The organism is Nucisporomicrobium flavum (assembly GCF_016464385.1).
GTDB classification, from domain to species: domain Bacteria; phylum Actinomycetota; class Actinomycetes; order Mycobacteriales; family Micromonosporaceae; genus Actinoplanes; species Actinoplanes flavus_A.
Map to the genome: position 1 here is coordinate 1 of NZ_JADMLH010000018.1, position 18,850 is coordinate 18,850.

The 18,850-nt window shown below is 71.6% G+C and carries 17 protein-coding genes and 1 pseudogene; 9 read left to right on the plus strand and 9 right to left on the minus strand.

The genetic code is table 11. The features are described 5' to 3' along the window. Positions 1–123: 123 nt before the first annotated feature. Together ppk2 and IT780_RS32240 are read right to left on the minus strand one after the other, a co-directional pair. Entirely contained in the window at positions 124–1,113 is a 990-nt protein-coding gene (gene ppk2 / locus IT780_RS32235) for a polyphosphate kinase 2 (RefSeq protein WP_199515615.1), read from the minus strand. Between the two features lie 37 nt (positions 1,114–1,150). Continuing rightward, the gene (locus IT780_RS32240) at positions 1,151–2,572 is read right to left on the minus strand and encodes a CYTH and CHAD domain-containing protein (RefSeq protein WP_199515616.1); all 1,422 of its coding nucleotides are present in this window, start codon (positions 2,570–2,572) and stop codon (positions 1,151–1,153) included. A gap of 88 nt (positions 2,573–2,660) precedes the next feature. On the opposite strand from IT780_RS32240, the gene IT780_RS32245 reads away from it, so the two are divergent. Next, positions 2,661–2,840, plus strand: coding sequence for a hypothetical protein (locus IT780_RS32245; RefSeq protein ID WP_199515617.1), 180 nt, complete (start codon positions 2,661–2,663; stop codon positions 2,838–2,840). A 196-nt stretch (positions 2,841–3,036) separates the two neighbouring features. Here the strand turns inward: IT780_RS32245 and IT780_RS32250 are convergent, their stop codons facing one another. Then, positions 3,037–3,360 carry a hypothetical protein gene (locus IT780_RS32250; RefSeq protein WP_199515618.1) on the minus strand — a complete coding sequence of 108 codons (324 nt, stop codon included), beginning with the start codon at positions 3,358–3,360 and terminating at the stop codon, positions 3,037–3,039. Between the two features lie 133 nt (positions 3,361–3,493). Between IT780_RS32250 and IT780_RS32255 the strand changes: the two genes are divergently transcribed. Then, complete coding sequence (locus IT780_RS32255; protein ID WP_199515619.1) at positions 3,494–4,144, plus strand: VOC family protein; 651 nt, start codon at positions 3,494–3,496, stop codon at positions 4,142–4,144. Positions 4,145–4,183: 39 nt separating this feature from the next. Here IT780_RS32255 and IT780_RS32260 read toward each other — a convergent pair whose 3' ends face one another. From IT780_RS32260 to IT780_RS32275, 4 genes are all read right to left on the minus strand, one after another. Then, positions 4,184–4,837 (minus strand): nucleotidyl transferase AbiEii/AbiGii toxin family protein, encoded by a 654-nt coding sequence (locus IT780_RS32260; protein WP_199515620.1) that lies wholly within the window; start codon positions 4,835–4,837, stop codon positions 4,184–4,186. An 11-nt stretch (positions 4,838–4,848) separates the two neighbouring features. Beyond that, positions 4,849–5,172, minus strand: coding sequence for a hypothetical protein (locus IT780_RS32265; protein WP_199515621.1), 324 nt, complete (start codon positions 5,170–5,172; stop codon positions 4,849–4,851). Between the two features lie 71 nt (positions 5,173–5,243). Next, positions 5,244–5,903, minus strand: coding sequence for a peptide-methionine (S)-S-oxide reductase MsrA (gene msrA / locus IT780_RS32270; protein WP_199515622.1), 660 nt, complete (start codon positions 5,901–5,903; stop codon positions 5,244–5,246). Between the two features lie 48 nt (positions 5,904–5,951). Continuing rightward, positions 5,952–6,365 carry an HIT family protein gene (locus IT780_RS32275; protein ID WP_199515623.1) on the minus strand — a complete coding sequence of 138 codons (414 nt, stop codon included), beginning with the start codon at positions 6,363–6,365 and terminating at the stop codon, positions 5,952–5,954. Positions 6,366–6,389: 24 nt separating this feature from the next. Between IT780_RS32275 and IT780_RS32280 the strand changes: the two genes are divergently transcribed. Genes IT780_RS32280 through ilvA form a run of 3 tightly spaced genes read left to right on the plus strand, consistent with a single transcriptional unit; the run spans position 6,390 to position 10,217 of the window. Next, a complete protein-coding gene (locus tag IT780_RS32280) occupies positions 6,390–7,541 on the plus strand; it encodes a cystathionine gamma-synthase (RefSeq protein ID WP_199515624.1) in 1,152 nt (383 codons plus the stop codon). A gap of 27 nt (positions 7,542–7,568) precedes the next feature. Then, the gene (locus IT780_RS32285; RefSeq protein ID WP_199515625.1) at positions 7,569–8,936 is read left to right on the plus strand and encodes an amidase; all 1,368 of its coding nucleotides are present in this window, start codon (positions 7,569–7,571) and stop codon (positions 8,934–8,936) included. Positions 8,937–8,993: 57 nt separating this feature from the next. Further along, complete coding sequence (gene ilvA / locus IT780_RS32290; protein ID WP_199515626.1) at positions 8,994–10,217, plus strand: threonine ammonia-lyase; 1,224 nt, start codon at positions 8,994–8,996, stop codon at positions 10,215–10,217. A 485-nt stretch (positions 10,218–10,702) separates the two neighbouring features. On the opposite strand, the gene greA is transcribed toward ilvA, so the two are convergent. Both greA and IT780_RS32300 read right to left on the minus strand, forming a co-directional pair. Next, complete coding sequence (gene greA, locus IT780_RS32295; protein ID WP_199515627.1) at positions 10,703–11,197, minus strand: transcription elongation factor GreA; 495 nt, start codon at positions 11,195–11,197, stop codon at positions 10,703–10,705. Positions 11,198–11,354: 157 nt separating this feature from the next. Beyond that, entirely contained in the window at positions 11,355–11,783 is a 429-nt protein-coding gene (locus tag IT780_RS32300) for a DUF4307 domain-containing protein (protein ID WP_199515628.1), read from the minus strand. Between the two features lie 111 nt (positions 11,784–11,894). Between IT780_RS32300 and mca the strand changes: the two genes are divergently transcribed. The 4 genes and pseudogenes from mca (at position 11,895) to IT780_RS32320 (ending at position 18,788) form a co-directional block, all read left to right on the plus strand. After that, entirely contained in the window at positions 11,895–12,776 is an 882-nt protein-coding gene (gene mca / locus IT780_RS32305) for a mycothiol conjugate amidase Mca (protein ID WP_199515629.1), read from the plus strand. Between the two features lie 408 nt (positions 12,777–13,184). Then, a pseudogene (locus IT780_RS43525) lies at positions 13,185–13,406 on the plus strand (hypothetical protein); the annotation flags it as partial. Positions 13,407–14,103: 697 nt separating this feature from the next. Next, positions 14,104–16,734 carry a putative bifunctional diguanylate cyclase/phosphodiesterase gene (locus IT780_RS32315; RefSeq protein WP_233413877.1) on the plus strand — a complete coding sequence of 877 codons (2,631 nt, stop codon included), beginning with the start codon at positions 14,104–14,106 and terminating at the stop codon, positions 16,732–16,734. Positions 16,735–16,775: 41 nt separating this feature from the next. Continuing rightward, on the plus strand, positions 16,776–18,788 hold the full coding sequence (locus tag IT780_RS32320; RefSeq protein ID WP_199515630.1) for a thioredoxin domain-containing protein: 2,013 nt from the start codon (positions 16,776–16,778) through the stop codon (positions 18,786–18,788). Positions 18,789–18,850: the final 62 nt, after the last annotated feature.

Genomic DNA, 18,850 nt, shown 5'->3' on the forward strand with positions numbered 1-18,850 from the left:
GGCCACGAGGTCTCCGGTATGAAGTTCTTGCTTGGTCGCAGAACCAGATACCGGAGACCTCTTCAGTTATCGACCACCGCCACGCCGCAACTTCAGATCTCGGCGGGGCTTATGAAACACGCCTTAGAGGCGCGGGAATACCCGGGGGGACATTTCGGTGCCTTCCACCGCGAGCGAGGCGGGGCCGACGATCTGCGGGTCGGGGGTGCCGACGACCTCCGGGTCCTTGCCCGCGTACTTGAAGCGGTTCAGGACGTACCGCATGGCCTCCAGCCGGGCCCGCTTCTTGTCGTTGCTCTTCACCACGGTCCACGGGGCGTCGGCGGTGTCCGTGTAGAAGAACATCGCCTCCTTCGCCTCCGTGTAGTCGTCCCACTTGTCCAGCGACTCGAGGTCCATCTTCGAGAGCTTCCACTGCCGTACCGGGTCGACCTGGCGGATGGCGAAGCGGGTTCGCTGCTCGCCCCGGGACACCGAGAACCAGAACTTGACCAGGTTGATGCCCGAGCGCACGAGCATCCGTTCCAGGTCGGGAGCCTGGCGCATGAACTCCAGATACTCGGCTCGGGTGCAGAAACCCATGACCCGCTCCACGCCGGCCCGGTTGTACCAGGACCGGTCGAAGAGCACGATCTCGCCGGCCGCGGGCAGGTGCTTGATGTAGCGCTGGAAGTACCACTGGGTGCTCTCGCGCTCGTTCGGCTTCTCCAGCGCCACCACGCCGGCGCCGCGCGGGTTCAGGTGCTCCATGAACCGCTTGATCGTGCCGCCCTTGCCCGCGGCGTCGCGCCCCTCGAAGAGGATCACGAGCCGCTCACCGGTGTCCTTGCACCAGTTCTGCAGCTTCAGCAGCTCGATCTGCAGCAGCCGCTTGTGGTGGTCGTACTCGGCCCGGGGCATGCGGGAGTCGTACGGGTAGTCCTCCCGCCAGGTGTCGACCGGGCTGCCGTCGGCGTTGAGCAGCACCGGGTCGTCGTCATCGTCGTCCGCGACCCGGTAACCGCCGAGCTCCTTGACCGGTCCCGCGTACGGCGGGGTCGTGACGTCGTCGTTCTGCTGCTGGTCGGGCTGCTCCTGCTGCTCGTGCTGGTCCTCGTGCTGCTCGGCCTCCATGGGCGCTTTTCATACCCACGAACCCCGGCGTCCCACCTCAACCCAGCCAGGCGCGCAGCTTCTTCTTCCGGGCCGCCCGGGTCGCCGCCGGGAGATCCTCGAGGGTCCGCTCACCCACCTGCTCCTGACGGGCGTGCAGGATTCCGTACGGGAAAGCGTCCGGGGCCGTACGCGCCACCTCGCGGAGCACCTCACGGGCCACCACCGAGTCCTGGTGGGCGCCCAGCACGTCCTGCAAGGCGGTCAGGGCGTCGACCAGCCTCTTACCCGGCTTGCCGGCGCCGGCGGCGAACACCTCGACGGCGTACCGGGCCTGCTTGAACTTCTTGCGGGCCTCGTGCAACTCGGCGTCCACGCCGTCGGCGGTGGCCTTGTCCAGCAGCCGGTCCGCCGTGGCCAGCACCTTCCCGGCGCGGCGCCGGGCATCCCGGTCACCCGGCCCCGGCTCGTCGACCAGGTCGTCGATCGCGTCGAGCAGGGCGAGATAGCGGTCGCTGTCCAGCGCCTCGGTCAGCGCCTGACGGCCTCGCGTGACGTCGGCTTCGAGCTTCTCTCGGACCTGTGCGGCCACCTCGGGGAAGCTCTCGGCGGCGGCGACGAGCTTGTGCGAGAGGACCTGACCGTCGCGGACCTCGCCCAGGCACCCCGCCAGCCACTTGAGCTCGTCCTTGACGCCCCCGGCCCGTTCCTGGTCGAACGAGTCCCGGAACGTCTTCAGCGTGCTGCGCAACCGGCGGGTCGCCACGCGCATCTTGTGCACGCCCTCGGCGTCGCCCGCCCGTACCGCCGGATCCTGCGCCTCGATGGCTTCGCGCTGCTCACGGGCGTACGCGACAACGGGGTTGATCTTCTTCTTGCTCTTGGGCCCGGCGAGGCGGTCGCCGAGCGCCCGCGCCAGCTTCGACGGACCGGCGGCGGGCGTCGCCCCGGCCGAGCGCAGCAGACCCTCCACGGCCTCGAGCACCTCGGGACCGCCGTCGACGAGCTCCACCTCGAGCTCCTGCCACCGCTGCTCGCCGTCGTCGGTCTCGGCGGTGACCTCATCCTGGGCCAGCAGCGCCAGCGTGCGCCCGTCGGCATCACACAGCGGAGTCTCCACCCGCCGGGTGCGCAGCCGCGCCACCGGCCGCAGCGGCCGCGTCCGCACGATCGTGCGCACCTCGGCGACCAGCTCGGCCGGCACCTCGTCGCCCTCGGTCAGCGGTAGCCGATGCTCGGTACGCGCCGACCCGTCACCGGGCGTCTTCAGATGCCACCCCGCGTCGGTGCCGCCACTGCGCCGCCGCAGGGTCCGCTTGTTGCGGGCCAGCCGCAGATCGGCGGTGTCGAAGTACGTCGCGTCCAACTCGTGCGTCTCGGCCTCACCGAGCCCCTCGGCGCCCGCCGCACCGGCCAGGTCCGGCAGGGCGAAGCCGTCCGGGACGTCGTACTTGCGCTCGTCTTCCGTGGCGGTCTGCATGCATCCAGTCTTCCCGATCCGGCCGAGCTCAGCGACCGCCCAGGACGCGGCTCAGCAACCTCACAGGAGCGCGAGAGACGCTGGCCGGGTGAACGAACCGGGACGCAAGATCTCCCTCACCGGGCTGGGCCTGATCAGCGCGGGCGCCGCCCTCGGGCTCGCCCTGACCGCCCCCGGCACGGCGGGCGACGACCCCGCCGCGGCGCCGCCCGCCACCACCGCGCCGGCCGCACCGACCGGGCCGGCCGAGCCGCCGCCCGCTGAGTAACGTCCGTCGTTCATCCGCCGCACAGTAACTTCCCAGGGGATCCGGGGCGCTGGTTCAGCGAGCTTTCAGCCGCGGTCCGCACACTGGGAGCAGGTTCCGCGGGACCCGGCGCTCGTCCCCCGTGCGGGCGCCGGCCCCGCGGGCCGCTACGAAGCGCCGCTCCGCCCGCCGCCCCGGACGGAGCGGCGCCCGCTTCTCAGACGCCCGCCTCCACCTGGCTGCGCAGGTAGTGCGCCCGCGAGTAGTGCGCCGCCGCGGCACCGAAGTACATCGTCGCCAGCGACACGTGGAACGTGTTGTCAGCCATGGCGTTCTTCGCGGCCGCCGTCTCGGCCCACCGGATCTCGGCATCCGACTCACTGATCCCGCGCCGTGCACACCGCCGCCGATTCAGCTCCTTCCCGAGCCGCCACGAGTCCAGCGCGCTCTCGGCCTGCCGCATCATGGCCCGGGCCTTCTCGATGAGCGACTCGGCGAGCAGCCAGGCAGCGCGCTCCTCGTCGTTGCTGAATCTGGGCATGGTGACACCTCCCGAGGGGCCGCCTCCTGATCTGTCTGTCCATTCAGTGTGGGCGGCGGGTTCGGTGCTTGTCGATCTTTTACACCCCTACGAGGTACGGCCGTCTGTGCAGCTCACGCGTACGGTGACCCGCATGAGCGAGCAGGGATGGCGGCGGTTTCTCGCGGAGGAGAGCCTCCAGGACTGGGTCGTCCTGCACGGCGGGGCGACAGCCGTCTTCCGCGTCCCGTCGTTCGGCGAAGCAGGCCGGCTCGCCGCGGCGATCGCTCAGATCCCCGGCCTCTCGGAAACCCTCCTGACCGTCGCCGACGACCGTCTCACCGTACGGCTGACCCGAGGCGTCTTCCGGATCGAGGAGCGGCACATCGACCTCGCGCGAGCAATCTCGGCGGTGGCCCGCAGCCACGACGCAGTCGCTGATCGGGGAGCCGCGCAAGAGGTGCAACTCGCCATCGCCGCGCGACCCGATGAGGCCGACATCGGATTCTGGCGGGCCGTTCTCGGCTATGCGCCGCTGGCCGGTGACAACGCCGCGGACCCGCTGGGTCACGGACCGACGATCTGGATGCAGAACCTCAACCCGGACAAGAAGCTCCGGCACGCGATGCACGTCGACGTGTCCGTCGCCCACGACCAGGCCGAGGCCCGAGTGGCGGCGGCGCTGGCGGCCGGCGGCCGCATCGTGGACGACTCGGAAGCCCCCGCAACCTGGATCCTCGCCGACCGCGCCGGCAACCGCGTGTGCGTAGCCGCCTGGCCCGACGGCGCGGTGCCCCCAACCTGAGTGAGGGCACCAGCGTGCGTTACGCGGTCGTTCCGGACGTCACTGCTGGGTCAGCTCGCTGCGCCAAGTGGCGAACCGCTGTCGTAGGCGTTGGATGGCCGGGGCATCCGCACCGTAGGGAGCGAACGCCGCATCGCTGATCTGGCCCAACGCTCCCAGGGTGTCGGCGAATATCGCCCGATCGAATCCAGGATCTGCGGCCTCCGCCAGCTGGAGGAGTTGTTCGCAGGAGTAGCGCCCGCTGGCGAGCACCGCGTCGATGTCGAGGAAGTCTCGCGCGAGTGCCCGGCCGTAGAGGGCGGCCATCTTGTTGCCGACGGCGTCGTCCGGATGCAGGACGGGGCCAATGTTCAGCGTGACCGGGGAGTGGGCCCGCCAGTCAGCGGCCAGCTCCATCTTCAACGGCTCTGCGGCGGGCTCGTCGTTCGGTGTGATGAGGAGCCGAGCGAAGGTGCCAGCGCGGGCATCGACCTCCACCAGGAAGCAGTTGTCGGTGAGAGCCCCGATGACGAGGTCAACGACGGCTGGGAAATCGGCCCGCCGTTGCCAGTCGGTGAACAGGTCCACGTCGCCGCTCGGGCGGTCACCCATGCCGTGCGCTCGGACCGCGTAGCCGCCGGCGAGCGCGAGTCCATAGTCACTGCCGGCGGCGCGAAGCGCGATCTCGGCGAGCCTCCGATGGCGTGGATCCATGCCGGAGAACCCTACGCGGCGGCGGTCCTGGGTCCGGTCTGCGGGAGCTCCGGAAAGCGTGTTTCCCAAGCGCGGCGCAACTCGGGTGGCAGCCAGAGTGAAGGCCAGAGGCGCGTGAGGGTCGCCCGGTCCAGGAATGCGTGAAGGTCAGCGGGTTTGGTGGCCTCGATCAGGACCGTGCGGTAAAGATCGACGATCCGGCCGGGGCTGTCGAGGTCATAGTCGGCCGAGCCGGACCAGTCGAGATGATGAGGCAAGGCGACGATTCCGGTGGTCGCCCCATGCAACAGCGCAAGGTCGTCCGCGACAACGATCGGCTTGGCATATCGGCGCATCAAAGCCACCTCCTCCCGACCATCGTCGCACGAGACGGGCACCCGACGCGGGTGCCCGTCCGTTGCTGAGATCAGGGGGTCTTCGCGACCCCGACCGGGCAGGTCATCCCGTTCGGGCCGTGGTTGCAGTAGCCGCCCGGGTTCTTCGAATCCGACAGGTACTGCTGGTGGTAGTCCTCCGCGTAGAAGTACTCACCCAGCGGCTTGATCTCGGTCGTGATCTGACCGTGCCCCGCGGCCGTCACCACCGGCTGGAAGGCCTCCAGCGACGCCTGCGCCACCTTGGCCTGCTCCGGGGTCGTCGTGTAGATCGCCGAGCGGTACTGGGTGCCCACGTCGTTGCCCTGGCGCATGCCCTGGGTCGGGTCGTGGTTCTCCCAGAAGGCCTTCAGCAGGTCCTCGTACGCGATCTTCGACGGGTCGTAGACCACCTGGACGACCTCGGCGTGCCCGGTCGTGCCGGAGCAGGTCTCCTCGTAGGTGGGGTTCTTCGTGAAGCCGCCCGCGTAGCCGACCGAGGTCGAGTGGACCCCGGGAAGCTGCCAGAAGATGCGCTCGGCGCCCCAGAAGCAGCCCATGCCGAACACGGCCGTCTCGTAGCCGGCCGGCCAGGGGCCCTTCAGCGGGGTTCCGAGCACCGTGTGCGTGTCGCCCACCGGCATCGCGATCAGGCGGCCCGGCGGGGCCTGGTCGGGGGTGGGCAGCTCGAGCTTCTTGTACCGCAGGAACACGGTGTCTCCCTTCGTCCGCTCGGTGCAACAACAGCCCCGCCGCGATCCTTACCCGAGAGCAGAGGCGATGGATGAGGCGTACGAAGCAGCTTCCTCGTCGGAGGCGTACTTGTGCCGGGGCCAGAAGAAGCCACGCAGCCCGTCGCCCTTCGTCCGGGGTACGACGTGCGCGTGCAGGTGCGGCACGGACTGCGACACGATGTTGTTCATCGCGACGAACGTCCCTTTTGCCTCGGTTGCCGCGGGTACGGCCGCCGCGACCCGCTGGACCAGCGCGAAGAAGCCCGGCAGCAGATCGGGGGAGAGGTCCACCAGCTGCGGTACGTGCGGGCGCGGCACGACCAGGACGTGGCCCTTGAACACCGGCCGGATGTCGAGGAAGCCCACGCCGTCGGGGGAGTCGACCACCTTGAACGCGGGCACCTCGCCCGCCACGATCGAGCAGAAGAGGCAGTCGGCCATCAGCGCAGACTAGCCTTGCCCCTCATGACGGGTAACGAGTACGGCTTCGACACTCTGGCCATCCACGCCGGGCAGGACCCCGACCCGCGTACGGGCGCCGTCGTGCCGCCGATCTACCAGACCAGCACGTACGCCCAGGACGCAGTCGGCGCGCCCCGGCTGGGGTACGAGTACAGCCGCTCGGGGAACCCGACCCGTGACGCTCTTCAGGAGTGCCTCGCCGCGATCGAGGGCGGCCGGCGTGGTCTCGCGTTCGCCAGTGGGCTCGCGGCCGAGGACACGCTGCTGCGGACGGTGTGCCGCCCCGGCGACCACGTGGTGATCCCGGACGACGCGTACGGCGGCACCTTCCGGCTCTTCAGCAAGGTCGCCGAGAAGTGGGGCGTGGACTGGACGGCCGTGCCGCTGGGCGACCTCGACGCGGTCCGGGCGGCGTTCCGCCCCGGGCACACCCGGCTGATCTGGGCGGAGACGCCGACCAACCCGCTGCTGAACATCGCCGACGTCGCCGCGCTGGCCGCTCTGGCGCACGAGTACGACGCGATGCTCGCCGTGGACAACACGTTCGCCTCGCCGTACCTGCAGCAGCCGATCTCGTTCGGCGCCGACGTGGTGATCCACTCCACGACCAAGTACCTGGGCGGGCACTCCGACGTGGTCGGCGGCGCCCTGATCACCGCCGACGAGGGGCTGGGCCAGGAGCTCGCGTTCCACCAGAACGCCATGGGAGCGGTCAACGGCCCGTTCGACGCGTGGCTGACGCTGCGCGGGATCAAGACTCTCGGCGTACGCATGGACCGGCACTGCGACAACGCCGAGCGCGTCGTGGCGTACCTGGAAACTCACGCGAAGGTCGGCCAGGTCCTCTACCCGGGCCTGGAGTCGCACCCGGGCCATGAGACAGCTGCGAAGCAGATGTCGCGCTTCGGCGGCATGGTCTCGTTCCGCGCGAAGGGCGGCCGTGACCAGGCCATCGAGATCTGCAACCGGACGAAACTGTTCGTGCTGGCCGAGTCGCTGGGCGGCGTCGAGTCGCTGATCGAGCACCCCGGCCAGATGACACACCTCAGCGCTGCGGGCTCGCCGCTTGAAGTACCCGCCGATCTCGTGCGACTGTCTGTCGGCATCGAAACCGTTGACGATCTGCTCGCCGATCTCGAGCAGGCGCTCGGCTGAGGGTTCACAGACAGGCGGGGACCGGCCATGGACAACCTGGCGACCACGTGGGTGGGTGCCACGGCGAAACAGATCTCCCGTGCGGTGCGCCGCGGCGACACCACCGCCACCCAGGTGGTCGCCGACCACCTCGAGCAGATCGCGATCTCCGAGCCGGCGCTGGGCGCGTTCCGCGTCGTGCGCGGCGGTGAGGCGATCACCGAGGCGGAGAAGGTCGACGAGCAGGAGGATCTCGCCAACCTTCCGCTCGCCGGCGTACCGGTCGCGGTGAAGGAGAACACCCAGGTCGCCGGCCTGCCGACCTGGCACGGCTCCGAGGCCGCGCGCACCGAGATCGCCGAGGAGGACCACGAGGTGGTCCGCCGGCTGCGCGGCGCGGGCGCGGTGGTCGTCGGCGTCACCAAGATGCCGGAGATGGGGCTGTGGGGCACCACCGACGGCGCGGACGGTCCCGCCCGCAACCCGTGGTCGCTCGACCGCACCCCCGGCGGCTCGTCGGGCGGCTCGGCCGCCGCCGTCGCCGCCGGGCTGGTGCCGATCGCCCACGGCAACGACGGGCTCGGCTCGGTGCGCATCCCGGCGGCGTGCTGCGGCCTGGTCGGCCTCAAGCCCGGCCGCGGCGTCGTCCCCTGCGACCTGGGCCTGGACGGCTGGATGGGCCTCACGGAACACGGCATCCTCGCCACGACGGTCGCCGACGCCGCGCTGGGCTTCAGCGTTCTCGCGGGCCGGACCCCCGCGAAACTCACCCCGCCGGAGAAGCTGCGGGTCGGCGTGTCCTTGCGCTCCCCGGTGCAGGGGGTACGCCCCGACGGGCCGAACCGCGATGCCGTGGCCGCCGCCTCACGGATCCTGATCGAGGCGGGACACGACACGCTGACCGCCGAGCCGTCGTACTCCGCCAAGCTCGGGCTCATGGGACTGCTCACGTGGTTCGCGTCGGCGTACCGGGAGGCGGACGCGGCCGGGCTCGACCTCAAGAAGCTGCAGCCCCGCACCCGCCGCCACGTCCGGCTCGGCAAGCTCGCCTGGAAACGCGGCTGGGTACGCCAGGAACAGCGCGACGCGTGGCGGGAGCAGAGCATCGCGTTCTTCCGCGACCGGAACATCGACGTGCTGCTCACCCCGGCGCTCGCCACCACCCCGCCGCCCGCCGACGGGCATGCCACGGGCACCTGGCGAAGCAACATGCTGACGAACATGCGCTACGCCCCGTACGCGGCCCCCTGGAACATCGCCGGGCTGCCCGCGATCGTGGTGCCGGTCGGCATCCGCCCGGACGGCCTGCCGGTCGGCGTGCAGTTCGTCGGGCCGCCGGACTCGGAACTGCTGCTGCTGTCGATCGCCGGAGTGCTCGAGGTGGCGAACCCCTGGACGCGCCACTCCTTCGTCTGACGGGCCTTCCCTGGGTGGCGCGATGCCGGGCTTTCGCCGGGTGGCACGATCTCAGGCATGAGTGACCTGCTTACGCTCGCCGACATCGAAGCCGCGCGGGCGCTGCTCACCGGGGTCGTCAAAACCACCCCGCTCGAACACTCCATGCCGCTGACCCGCGTGCTGGACATGCCGGTGTGGCTCAAGTGCGAGAACCAGCAGCGGGCCGGGTCGTACAAGGTCCGCGGCGCGTACACCCGCATCTCCCGGCTCTCGGACGCCGAACGCGCCCGCGGCGTGGTCGCCGCGAGCGCGGGCAACCACGCTCAGGGCGTCGCCCTCGCCGCCGGCATGCTCGGCGCCAAGGCCACGGTCTTCATGCCGGAGAACGCGCCCCTGCCCAAGGTCACGGCCACGAAGGGCTACGGCGCCGCCATCGAGTACGCGGGCCTCACCGTCGACGACGCCCTCGTCGCGGCCCGCGCGTTCGCCGAACGGACCGGCGCGGTGCTCATCCACCCCTTCGACCACCGCGACGTGATCGCCGGCCAGGGCACGGTCGGCCTGGAAATCCTCGACCAGTGCCCGGACGCCGGCACGATCGTCACGGCGGTCGGCGGAGGCGGCCTCATCTCGGGCGTGGCGGTCGCCGCCAAGGCCCTCCGGCCGGACATCCGCATCATCGGCGTCCAGGCCTCCGGCGCCGCCGCCTACCCGCCGTCACTCGCGGCCGGCACGCCCATCGCGCTCACCGAATCGGCGACCATCGCGGACGGCATCGCGGTGATGTGCCCCGGCGACATCACGTTCGCCCACGTCAGCGAGCTGGTCGACGACATCGTCACGGTCACCGACGAGGACCTGTCGGCGGCCCTGCTGCTGCTCCTGGAACGGCACAAGATGGTGGTGGAACCGGCCGGGGGAGCGGCGGTGGCGGCCCTGCTCACCGGCAAGGTGGAGCTGGCCGAGCCGGTCGTGGCCATCCTGTCCGGCGGCAACATCGACCCCATGCTGCTCATGCGCGTGATCGAACACGGCCTGGCCTCGGCGGGGCGGTTCCTGCGGCTGGCGGTCCAGACGGGAGACCAACCGGGCGAACTCGCACGCCTGCTCACCGAGATCGCCGGGCACCGGGCGAACATCGTCGACGTGCTGCACTCCCGGCACAACCCCCGGCTGCACTTCGGCGAGGTGGAGGTGCAGCTGTCGGTGGAAACCCGCGGTCCCGACCACTCGGCGGCGCTGATCGGCGCCCTCCGCGACTCCGGCTACGCGGTGACCCTGCTGCCCGGCACGCCGTGAGCCGCGCTTCGCGAGTGAGCGGGTTCGCGGACCGGGGGACCTCGAGGTCGGCGGACCTCGGGGTCGGCGGACCTCGGGGTCGGCGGTTCGTGAGCTGGCGAGCCCGCGTGGGCAGCGGTTGTGTGCGGCGGCCTCGGGTGGCCGGCGCTTCGTGCGCGGGCAGCCTCGCGTGGCGCTGCGGTCCGCGTGGCGCTGCGGTCCGCGTGGCGCTGCGGTCCGCGTGGCGCTGCGGTCCGGGCGGCGCTGCGGTCCGCGTGGCGCTGCGGTCCGGGCGGCGCTGCGGTGGTGGGCCGCGGGCTGCCGCGGTCTGCGGTCCGGCGGCCTTGGGTTGGCGTTCCGCGCACCTCTGTCAGGGGTGGCCTGGGTGGAGGTGCGCGGACAGCTGCTTCATGCGGTCAGGCCTGGGCGTGCAGGTCCCATCCCTGCGCAAGGTCGGACTTCGGTGTGCGACGGGTTAGTTCCGGGGCGGCAGTGCCGGGGTGCGGTCAGACGCCGAAGGGCTTGAACTCGACGACGGTGACCTTGATGTCGGCGCCGCTCGGGGCCGTGTAGGTCACGGTCTGGCCCTGGCCGGCGCCGAGGATGGCCTTGCCGAGCGCCGATTCGGGGCTGTAGACCGTCAGGTCGGTCGTCGACGCGATCTCGCGCGAGCCGAGCAGGAACTTCTCGGTGTCGGTCTTGTCGTCGTCGAAGTAGATCGTCACGACCATGCCCGGGGCGACCTTGTCGGCCGTCGGGGCCTCGCCGACCTCGGCGTTGCGCAGGAATTCCTTCAAGTAGAGGATCCGGCCCTCCTGCTTGCCCTGCTCCTCGCGGGCGGCGTGGTAGCCGCCGTTCTCCCGCAGGTCGCCCTCCTCGCGGCGGGCGTTGATCTCGGCGGCGATGACCGGCCGGGCTGCGATCAACTCGTCGAGCTCGGCCTGCAGCCGGTCGTAAGCGTCCTGGGAGAGCCAGGTCTTCGACGCTTCTGAACTGGTCACAGACTCTTCTCCTTGGGGCGGGACAGGCGTACGGAGCGAATCACCAAGCTTACCAGCGGTGGGCACAGCGGCCGTTTCGCCCGATCCGGGCCCATCCGCCATCGCCTTCTGTTGTACCGCGGGGGTACGACAGTTTTCTCCGACAGTCGGGTCCGGGTCAGCTGGGGCCGTCGGCGGCGCGGCAGCGCAGGACCTCGCCGACGAACGCCTTGGCTGTGGTGGGCACGACCTCCGACGCCTTGATCGTCGACTCGCCGGCGGCGGCTCGTACGGTGACCGTGCGGGTTCCCACTTCCGTTCCGGCGTAGTCGCGCGCGCGGAGAGTGCATGTGGCGGCTTCGCCTCGGGGCACCCGTACGGTGAAATCGATGGTGATCTGCGTTTCTGAAGCGCCGGTCCATCGGACGATCTGCGCGTCGTAGGTGGGGTCGCCGTACTGTTGGTAGAGACGTACGGACAGCAGCACCGCGATCGCCGTGAGGATGACGCCGAAGGTGATCGGGGCGGCCAGCCGGCGGCGCCCGTCGCGGCGCCGGCCGTAACGACCCGGCGGGAATACCGGGGTTGTGGCGCGCGTCTCGCTCACCAGGGGACCTCTCCGGGGAAAAGTGTCGGTGTCATCGGCCAGAATGGCCCTGTCCATCTTCGCAGCCGGAGCCGGGCCCGCTCATCGAGGTCCGGTCGAGGGAGAAAATCAGTGGCTGAGCAGTTGCGTCTCATGGCGGTGCACGCGCACCCCGACGACGAATCCAGCAAGGGTGCGGCCACCATGGCCCGGTATGTCGCGGAAGGCGTCGACGTCCTGGTCGCCACGTGTACGGGCGGCGAGCGCGGCAGCGTGCTCAACCCGAAGATGGACCGTCCCGAGGTGCTCGCCGACATCGCGAACATCCGCCGCAGGGAGATGGACAGGGCGCGCGAGATCCTCGGCGTCAAGCAGGCCTGGCTGGGCTTCGTCGACTCCGGCCTGCCCGAGGGCGACCCGCTGCCGCCGCTCCCCGAGGGCTGCTTCGGGCTGGTCGACCCCGCGGAGGGCGCGATCCCGCTGATCAAGCTCATCCGCGAGTTCAAGCCGCACGTCATCACCACGTATGACGAGAACGGCGGCTACCCGCACCCCGACCACATCATGTGCCACAAGGTGACCGTGGCGGCCTTCGACGCGGCCGGCGACCCCGAGCAGCACCCGGAGCTCGGCGAGCCGTGGCAGCCGCTGAAGCTGTACTACAACTCGGGCTGGACGCGCGCCCGGATGCTCGCGCTTCACGAGGGCATGCTCGCGGCGGGACTCGAGTCGCCGTACAAGGAGTGGCTCGACAAGTGGGAGGACCGCGAGGACCGCGGCGACCGCATCACCACCCGCGTCGAGTGCGGCGAATACTTCGAGGTCCGCGACAACGCCCTCCGCGCGCACGCCACGCAGGTGGACCCGGACGGCTTCTGGTTCCGCGTGCCGATGGAGCTGCAGCAGAAGGTGTGGCCGACGGAGGACTTCGAGCTGGCCCGGTCGCTGGTCGACAGCCCGGTGCCGGAGTCGGACCTGTTCGCCGGCATCCGGGAGACGGCGGACGCTCGCTGACCTTGCCGGGCGGCCGGGGGCGCGTCGGGCTGTTCCGCGGGTGGGCTGGTGCTGTGCCGGCCGCATCGGGCTGGGGCAGTGCCCGGTGCTCGCGTGCGCGCCGGCTCGCGTGCGCGCCGGCCCGCGTGCCCAGCGCCCGCGTGCCCGGCGCCCGCGTGCCCGCGTGTCCGGCGCCCGCGTGCCCGCGTGTCCGGCGCGTGCCCGCGTGTCCGGCGCCCGCGTGTCCGGCGCCCGCGTGCCTGAGCCCGCGGCCCAGGTGCGGGCTGGTCGGCTGGCCTCGGGGGGATTGCGGATGATGCGGGATCCCGGGGCCGGGCGTGGTGCCGGTGGGCGTACCGTGGACGGGTGGAATTCGTCGTGGCTGTCAACAACTTCGGGGACACCCGGTCCGGTGGGCTCGCCGGGCCGATGGGGCTGTTCATCATCGTGCTGATGTCCGTGGCGACCGTGCTGTTGATCCGCAACATGAACAAGCGGCTGCGTCGGCTTCCTGACAGTTTCCCGGATCCCGCCGGCAGTGCCCGTGAGGCCGAGGTCGCCCGGTTGGAGGCCGATCTCGCCGCCGGTACGGCAAGCTCGCGGCCGGCTTCCGCGAGTGGGACCGACTCTTCGCCCAGCAGCACCGGGTCCTCGTCCGCTGAGACGGGTTCCTCGTCCGGTGGCGCCGGGTCCTCGTCCGGTGGCAGCGGTAGTTCTGATGTGGAGCGCGCATCCGGCGAGGCCGGGGCGTCCGCCGGCGAGCAGTCCGACGAGGGGCGCGAGCGAGGCTCGCGGGCGTAGCGCCCCGCTCCCAGGCTTAACCGCGTCAGGGGTCGCTCCACAGTGTCAAGCGCGTTCGAGTCCGGCTGACGGGCGGATCGTCACCGTACGAACATCGACAGTGCTCCTGCGTCAACCCCTGTTGCTGTCCGCCGGATTGGCTTAGCCTTCCGCCGGGGGGCCTTGACGTCCCCCCACCCTGCGCGGAAAGGGGGCCGTCGATGACCATCATCCGCCCCCCACTTCCTCCACTGCAGATGCACGTGCATCGTCCTGTGCCGCTGGTCAACGCATTGCGGCGTGACCTCGGACAAGATCGCTGGGGCGGGGTCCGGTGCGTCTCCCCGGAGGGCCGTCCGGGAGCCCGGCGAAGGGCTCAGATGAGCTGTCCGGGCGCTTCGCGGGCGGCGTTCACCGGCTTCCGTGGGCGGAGATCCACCGGCGCTGATGCGGCCCGAAACCTCGATCGGACGGTCGGGTGTGCACATGACGGAAATTCGGACTCGGCGCTTCCGATGTGTCGTATGGGGACGCCGGTAGAGCTTTGGTTGTTCGGTGGGGAGGTGGCATGACTTCACCAACCGCCGTCTCCGCCGAGATGCGCTCTGACGCCGCCGGCGCCGTTGTTGCGCCTGTCCGGCGCGCTCTCGGCGTACGGATGCTGATGGGTGTCGTTGTTCTTGCCGCCGTGGTGTTGTCGACGGTCGCGGCGGTGCTGCCGCTGGAACGCCCGGACGTCCTTGTGCAACCGGCCTTCGCCGGGATCGGTGCCGCCGTCGTGTTCGCCGCGTTCGCGCAGTTCGCGAGGCTGCGGTTCCGGCTCGGGCGGGGCACGGTCAGCGTCTCGTGGGGCGAGACCGCCCTCATCCTGGGCTTCGTGCTGGCCCCTCCGGGCTGGCTGCCGGCCGCCACGCTGGTCGGTGCCGCCGGCGCGTGGTTCCTCATCACCTGGCTCAACGACCAACGGGCCGTGCCGGACATCGTCCATCTCGCCGCGTCCCTCAGCCTGGGGACGACCGGCGGCGCCGCCGTCGCGTACGCGATCACCGGGCCCGGCGCCCCCGTCGGCAGCACCCGCATGTACGCGGGGCTGATCGCCGGTTCCGTCGTGTACCTCCTCATCACGCTCGGGCTGGCGGTGGCCACACTGTCGCTGCGCAGCGACGCCACGCCGCGCCACATAGCGGCCCGGGTGCTGCACGCCAAGCTGCCGATGTTCGTCGGCAACGTGCTGGTCGGCATCTCCGTCGTGTACGCCCTGGTCAGCGGCCCGTGGTGGCTGCTGATGGCGCCGCCGGTGGTGTGGCTGCTGCAGCGCACGTACCGCTACCACCTGCGGGCCGAGGAGGAGCGCCGGGTCTGGGAGGCGTTCGCCCGGGCCACGCGGACGCTCGGCGGCTCGAGTGAGGCCGAGGTCGCCGGGGCCGGGCTGCGCGGGGCGCTGGACGTCTTCGGCGCGCGGCGCGTCGAGATCGAGGTGTCGCTGCCACCGCACCAGCGTGATGACGAGCCCGGCGCCGAGGACGGGACCGCAGGCTGGGCGGGACGGTGCCAGGTCGTCATCGAGGAAAGCGACGGCAGCCGGCGGTACGTGGACGAGGCGGCGTACGACCCGATGCCCGGCGCGGCGCCCGGGCCTGTGATCACGCGGGAGATGACCGTCGGCCGCGCGCGGGTGGGGGAGCTCACCGTCTGGCTGGCTGAGCCGACGCTGCCCGCCGCGCGTGACGAGCTGGCCGTCTCGGCGTACGCGGATGCTCTGGCCGGCGCGCTGCATGATGCCGCTGCGCACGAGCGGCTCGTGCTGCTGGACGCGAAGGTGGCCCACGACGGCGTGCACGACCAGCTCACCGGCCTGGCGAACCGCCGGTCGCTGCTGACCGACGGCGAGGCGCTGCTGCAGTCGCTGCACCGCGACCGGCCCGTCGCCGTGCTGCTGCTCGACCTCAACGACTTCCGGGAGGTCAACGGCACGCTGGGGCACCGGGCCGGCGACGAGGTGCTGCGTACGGTCGCCGAGCGGCTCACCGACCTCACCCGCGACCGGGAGCTCGTGGCCCGCCTCGGCGACGACGAGTTCGCCGTGCTGCTGCCCTCGGTCGCCACGCTGTCGGACTCCGCGACCCCGCTGCACGAGGTGCCCAGCCCGCTGCCGCAGGCCGTACGCCGGGCCCGCGAGATCGTCGACGAGATCGGTCGCCCGGTCGACATCGGAGGGGTCCGGCTCGTCGTGGACGTCGCGGTCGGCGTCGTCGTCGAGAAGGCCGGGTACGCGGATCTCGGCGAGCTGATCCGCCGGGCGAGCATCGCGCTGGACCAGGCGAAGGAGCTGCACGTCGGCGTCGCCGCGTACGACAGCGCCAGCGACGCCTCCAGCACCGACCATCTGGCACTGCCCGCCGAGCTGGTGGATGCGCTGACCGCGGACGACCAGCTCGTGCTGATGCTCCAGCCGGAGGTCGACCTGGAGTCGGGCGCACCCACGGGCGTGGAGGCGCTGATCCGCTGGAACCATCCGCGGCGCGGGCTGCTGACGCCCGACCTGTTCGTCGGCACGGTCGAGCACGGCGAACTGCTCGCGCCGTTCACCCGGCACGTGCTGGACCTGGCGCTGTCCGCCGCCTCGGGCTGGGCGGCGGCCGGATTCGACGTACCCGTCTCCGTGAACATCTCGGCCCGCAGCCTGCTCGACGCGACCTTCCCGGCGCAGGTCGCCGACGCGCTGCGGCGGCACCGGATGGTGCCCGCCCAGCTGGTCCTGGAGATCACCGAGTCGTTGGCGGTCAGCGACCAGGGCGTGGTCGACGAGGTGCTGGCCGCGCTGCGCGAGCTGCAGGTGCAGATCTCGGTCGACGACTTCGGCACCGGCTTCTCCTCGCTCGCGTTCGTCACCCGCGTCCAGGTCGACGAGCTCAAGGTGGACCGCTCGTTCGTGACCGAGATGATCGACTCCGCGGCCGCGGCCGCCGTCGTGCGCGGCGCGGTCGAGCTGGGCGCGCGGCTGGGCGCCCGGGTGGTCGCGGAGGGCGTCGAGACCGCTGACCAGCGGGCGGCCCTGCTCGCCCTCGGGTGTACGGCGGCCCAGGGCTACCACTTCAGCCGGCCGTTGCCCGCCGAGCGGATCGTCGGTGCGTTGCGGCAGCTCGCCGACGCCGCGCCGCCGAAGATCGTGCCGTTGCGGGCGGACGAGGTCGGCTGAGACCTCCGCGTTTTTGACGTACCCCGGGCTAGGTTGGGGTCATGGCAAACCGTCTCGCTTCGGCCACCTCGCCGTACCTGCTGCAGCACGCCGACAACCCCGTCGACTGGTGGCCGTGGTGCGACGAGGCCTTCGCCGAGGCGCGCGAGCGGGACGTGCCCGTGCTGATCTCCGTCGGCTACGCGGCCTGCCACTGGTGTCACGTCATGGCGCACGAGTCGTTCGAGGACGAAGGCATCGCGCGCCAGGTCAACGGCGGCTTCGTGGCGATCAAGGTGGACCGTGAGGAGCGGCCCGACGTCGACGCCGTCTACATGACCGCGACGCAGGCGATGACCGGCCAGGGCGGCTGGCCGATGACCGTGTTCGCCACCCCCGACGGCCAGCCGTTCTTCTGCGGGACGTATTACCCGAAGGCCACCTTCTCCCGCCTGCTGGATTCGGTGACGACCGCGTGGCGCGACCAGCGCGACGCCGTCGTCAAGCAGGGCTCCGCGGTGGTCCAGGCGATCGGCGGCGCCCAGCTGGTCGGCGGCCCGACCGCGCCGATCTCGGCGGAGCTGCTCGACAACGCGGCGACGCTGCTCGCGAAGGAACACGACCAGGGGTACGGCGGATTCGGCGGCGCCCCGAAGTTCCCGCCGCACCTGAACCTGCTGTTCCTGCTGCGCCACCAGCAGCGCACCGGCTCCGCGCAGGCCCTGGAGATCGTCCGGCACACCGCGGAGCAGATGGCCCGCGGCGGCATCTACGACCAGCTCGCCGGCGGCTTCGCGAGGTATGCGGTCGACGCCACGTGGACGGTGCCGCATTTCGAGAAGATGCTGTACGACAACGCCCTGCTCCTGCGCGTGTACACCCAGCTGTGGCGGCTGACCGGCGACCCGCTCGCGCGCCGCATCGCCGACGAGACGGCCGCCTTCCTGCTCCGCGACCTGGCCACGCCTGCGGGCGGCCTCGCCTCGGCGCTCGATGCGGACACCGGCGGGGTCGAGGGGCTGACGTACGCCTGGACGCCCGCCGAGCTGGCTTCGGCGCTCGGCGAGGAGGACGGGGCCTGGGCCGCCGACCTGTTTCACGTCACGCCCGGCGGCACCTTCGAGCACGGCAGCAGCGTGCTGGTCCTCGCCCGCGACATCGACGAGGCCGCCGACGAGATCGTCCAGCGGTGGCGCGACGTCCGCGACCGCCTCCTGACCGCCCGCGCCCGGCGCACCCAGCCCGCCCGCGACGACAAGGTCGTGGCCTCCTGGAACGGCCTGGCCGTCACGGCGCTGGCCGAGCACGCCCTGGTGCTCGACTCGCCCGCCTCGCGCGAAGCGGCCGCGCAGCTCGCCGGTGTCCTCGCCGACCGTCACCTCGTGGACGGGCGGCTGCGCCGCGTCTCCCGCGACGGCGTGGCTGGGCAGCCGGCCGGCGTGCTGGAGGACTACGGCGCGGTGGCGGAGGCCTTCTGCGCGGTCCACCAGCTGACCGGGGACGGGCGCTGGCTCACGCTCGCCGGGTCGCTGCTCGACGTGGCGCTCGCGCACTTCGGGACCGGGGACGGCGGCTTCTACGACACGGCCGACGACGCGGAGCGGCTGGTCACCCGGCCTGCGGACCCCACCGACAACGCCACGCCGTCCGGGCTGTCGGCGGTGTGTGCCGGGCTGGTGGCGTACGCGGCGCTGACCGGGGAGCTCCGGTACCGCGAGGCGGCGGACAGGGCGCTGGCGACGGTCGGGCCGCTGATCCGCGAGCACCCGCGCTTCGCGGGGTATTCGGCCGCCGTGGCGGAGGCGGTGCTGGCGGGGCCGTACGAAATCGCCGTCGCGACCCACGACCCGACGGACCCGCTGGTCGCGGCAGCGCACCGGCACGCGCCGCCGGGGACGGTGGTCGTGGTCGGGGAGCCGGATCGGCCGGGGGTGCCGTTGCTGGCGGATCGGGCGTTGATCGACGGGCGGCCCGCGGCGTACGTGTGCCGCGGGTTCGTGTGCGACCGGCCGGTGACGACCGTCGACGAGCTGGTGGCGCGCTTGGCAGGGGGTGAAAGGGCGACATCCGGGTGAGGCCGGGCGGGTCCGTGAGCGGACGACGGAGCGGGACGCGGTTGTGCCGGGCGGGCCGAGGT

Excerpts from the sequence above, each read along its gene's own strand:
- ppk2 (WP_199515615.1), bottom strand. The coding sequence starts at position 1,113 with ATGGAGGCCGAGCAGCACGAGGACCAGCACGAGCAGCAGGAGCAGCCC.
- IT780_RS32240 (WP_199515616.1), bottom strand. The coding sequence starts at position 2,572 with ATGCAGACCGCCACGGAAGACGAGCGCAAGTACGACGTCCCGGACGGC.
- IT780_RS32250 (WP_199515618.1), bottom strand. The coding sequence starts at position 3,360 with ATGCCCAGATTCAGCAACGACGAGGAGCGCGCTGCCTGGCTGCTCGCC.
- IT780_RS32255 (WP_199515619.1), top strand. The coding sequence starts at position 3,494 with ATGAGCGAGCAGGGATGGCGGCGGTTTCTCGCGGAGGAGAGCCTCCAG.
- IT780_RS32260 (WP_199515620.1), bottom strand. The coding sequence starts at position 4,837 with ATGGATCCACGCCATCGGAGGCTCGCCGAGATCGCGCTTCGCGCCGCC.
- IT780_RS32265 (WP_199515621.1), bottom strand. The coding sequence starts at position 5,172 with ATGCGCCGATATGCCAAGCCGATCGTTGTCGCGGACGACCTTGCGCTG.
- IT780_RS32275 (WP_199515623.1), bottom strand. The coding sequence starts at position 6,365 with ATGGCCGACTGCCTCTTCTGCTCGATCGTGGCGGGCGAGGTGCCCGCG.
- IT780_RS32280 (WP_199515624.1), top strand. The coding sequence starts at position 6,390 with ATGACGGGTAACGAGTACGGCTTCGACACTCTGGCCATCCACGCCGGG.
- IT780_RS32285 (WP_199515625.1), top strand. The coding sequence starts at position 7,569 with ATGGACAACCTGGCGACCACGTGGGTGGGTGCCACGGCGAAACAGATC.
- ilvA (WP_199515626.1), top strand. The coding sequence starts at position 8,994 with ATGAGTGACCTGCTTACGCTCGCCGACATCGAAGCCGCGCGGGCGCTG.
- IT780_RS32315 (WP_233413877.1), top strand. The coding sequence starts at position 14,104 with ATGACTTCACCAACCGCCGTCTCCGCCGAGATGCGCTCTGACGCCGCC.
- IT780_RS32320 (WP_199515630.1), top strand. The coding sequence starts at position 16,776 with ATGGCAAACCGTCTCGCTTCGGCCACCTCGCCGTACCTGCTGCAGCAC.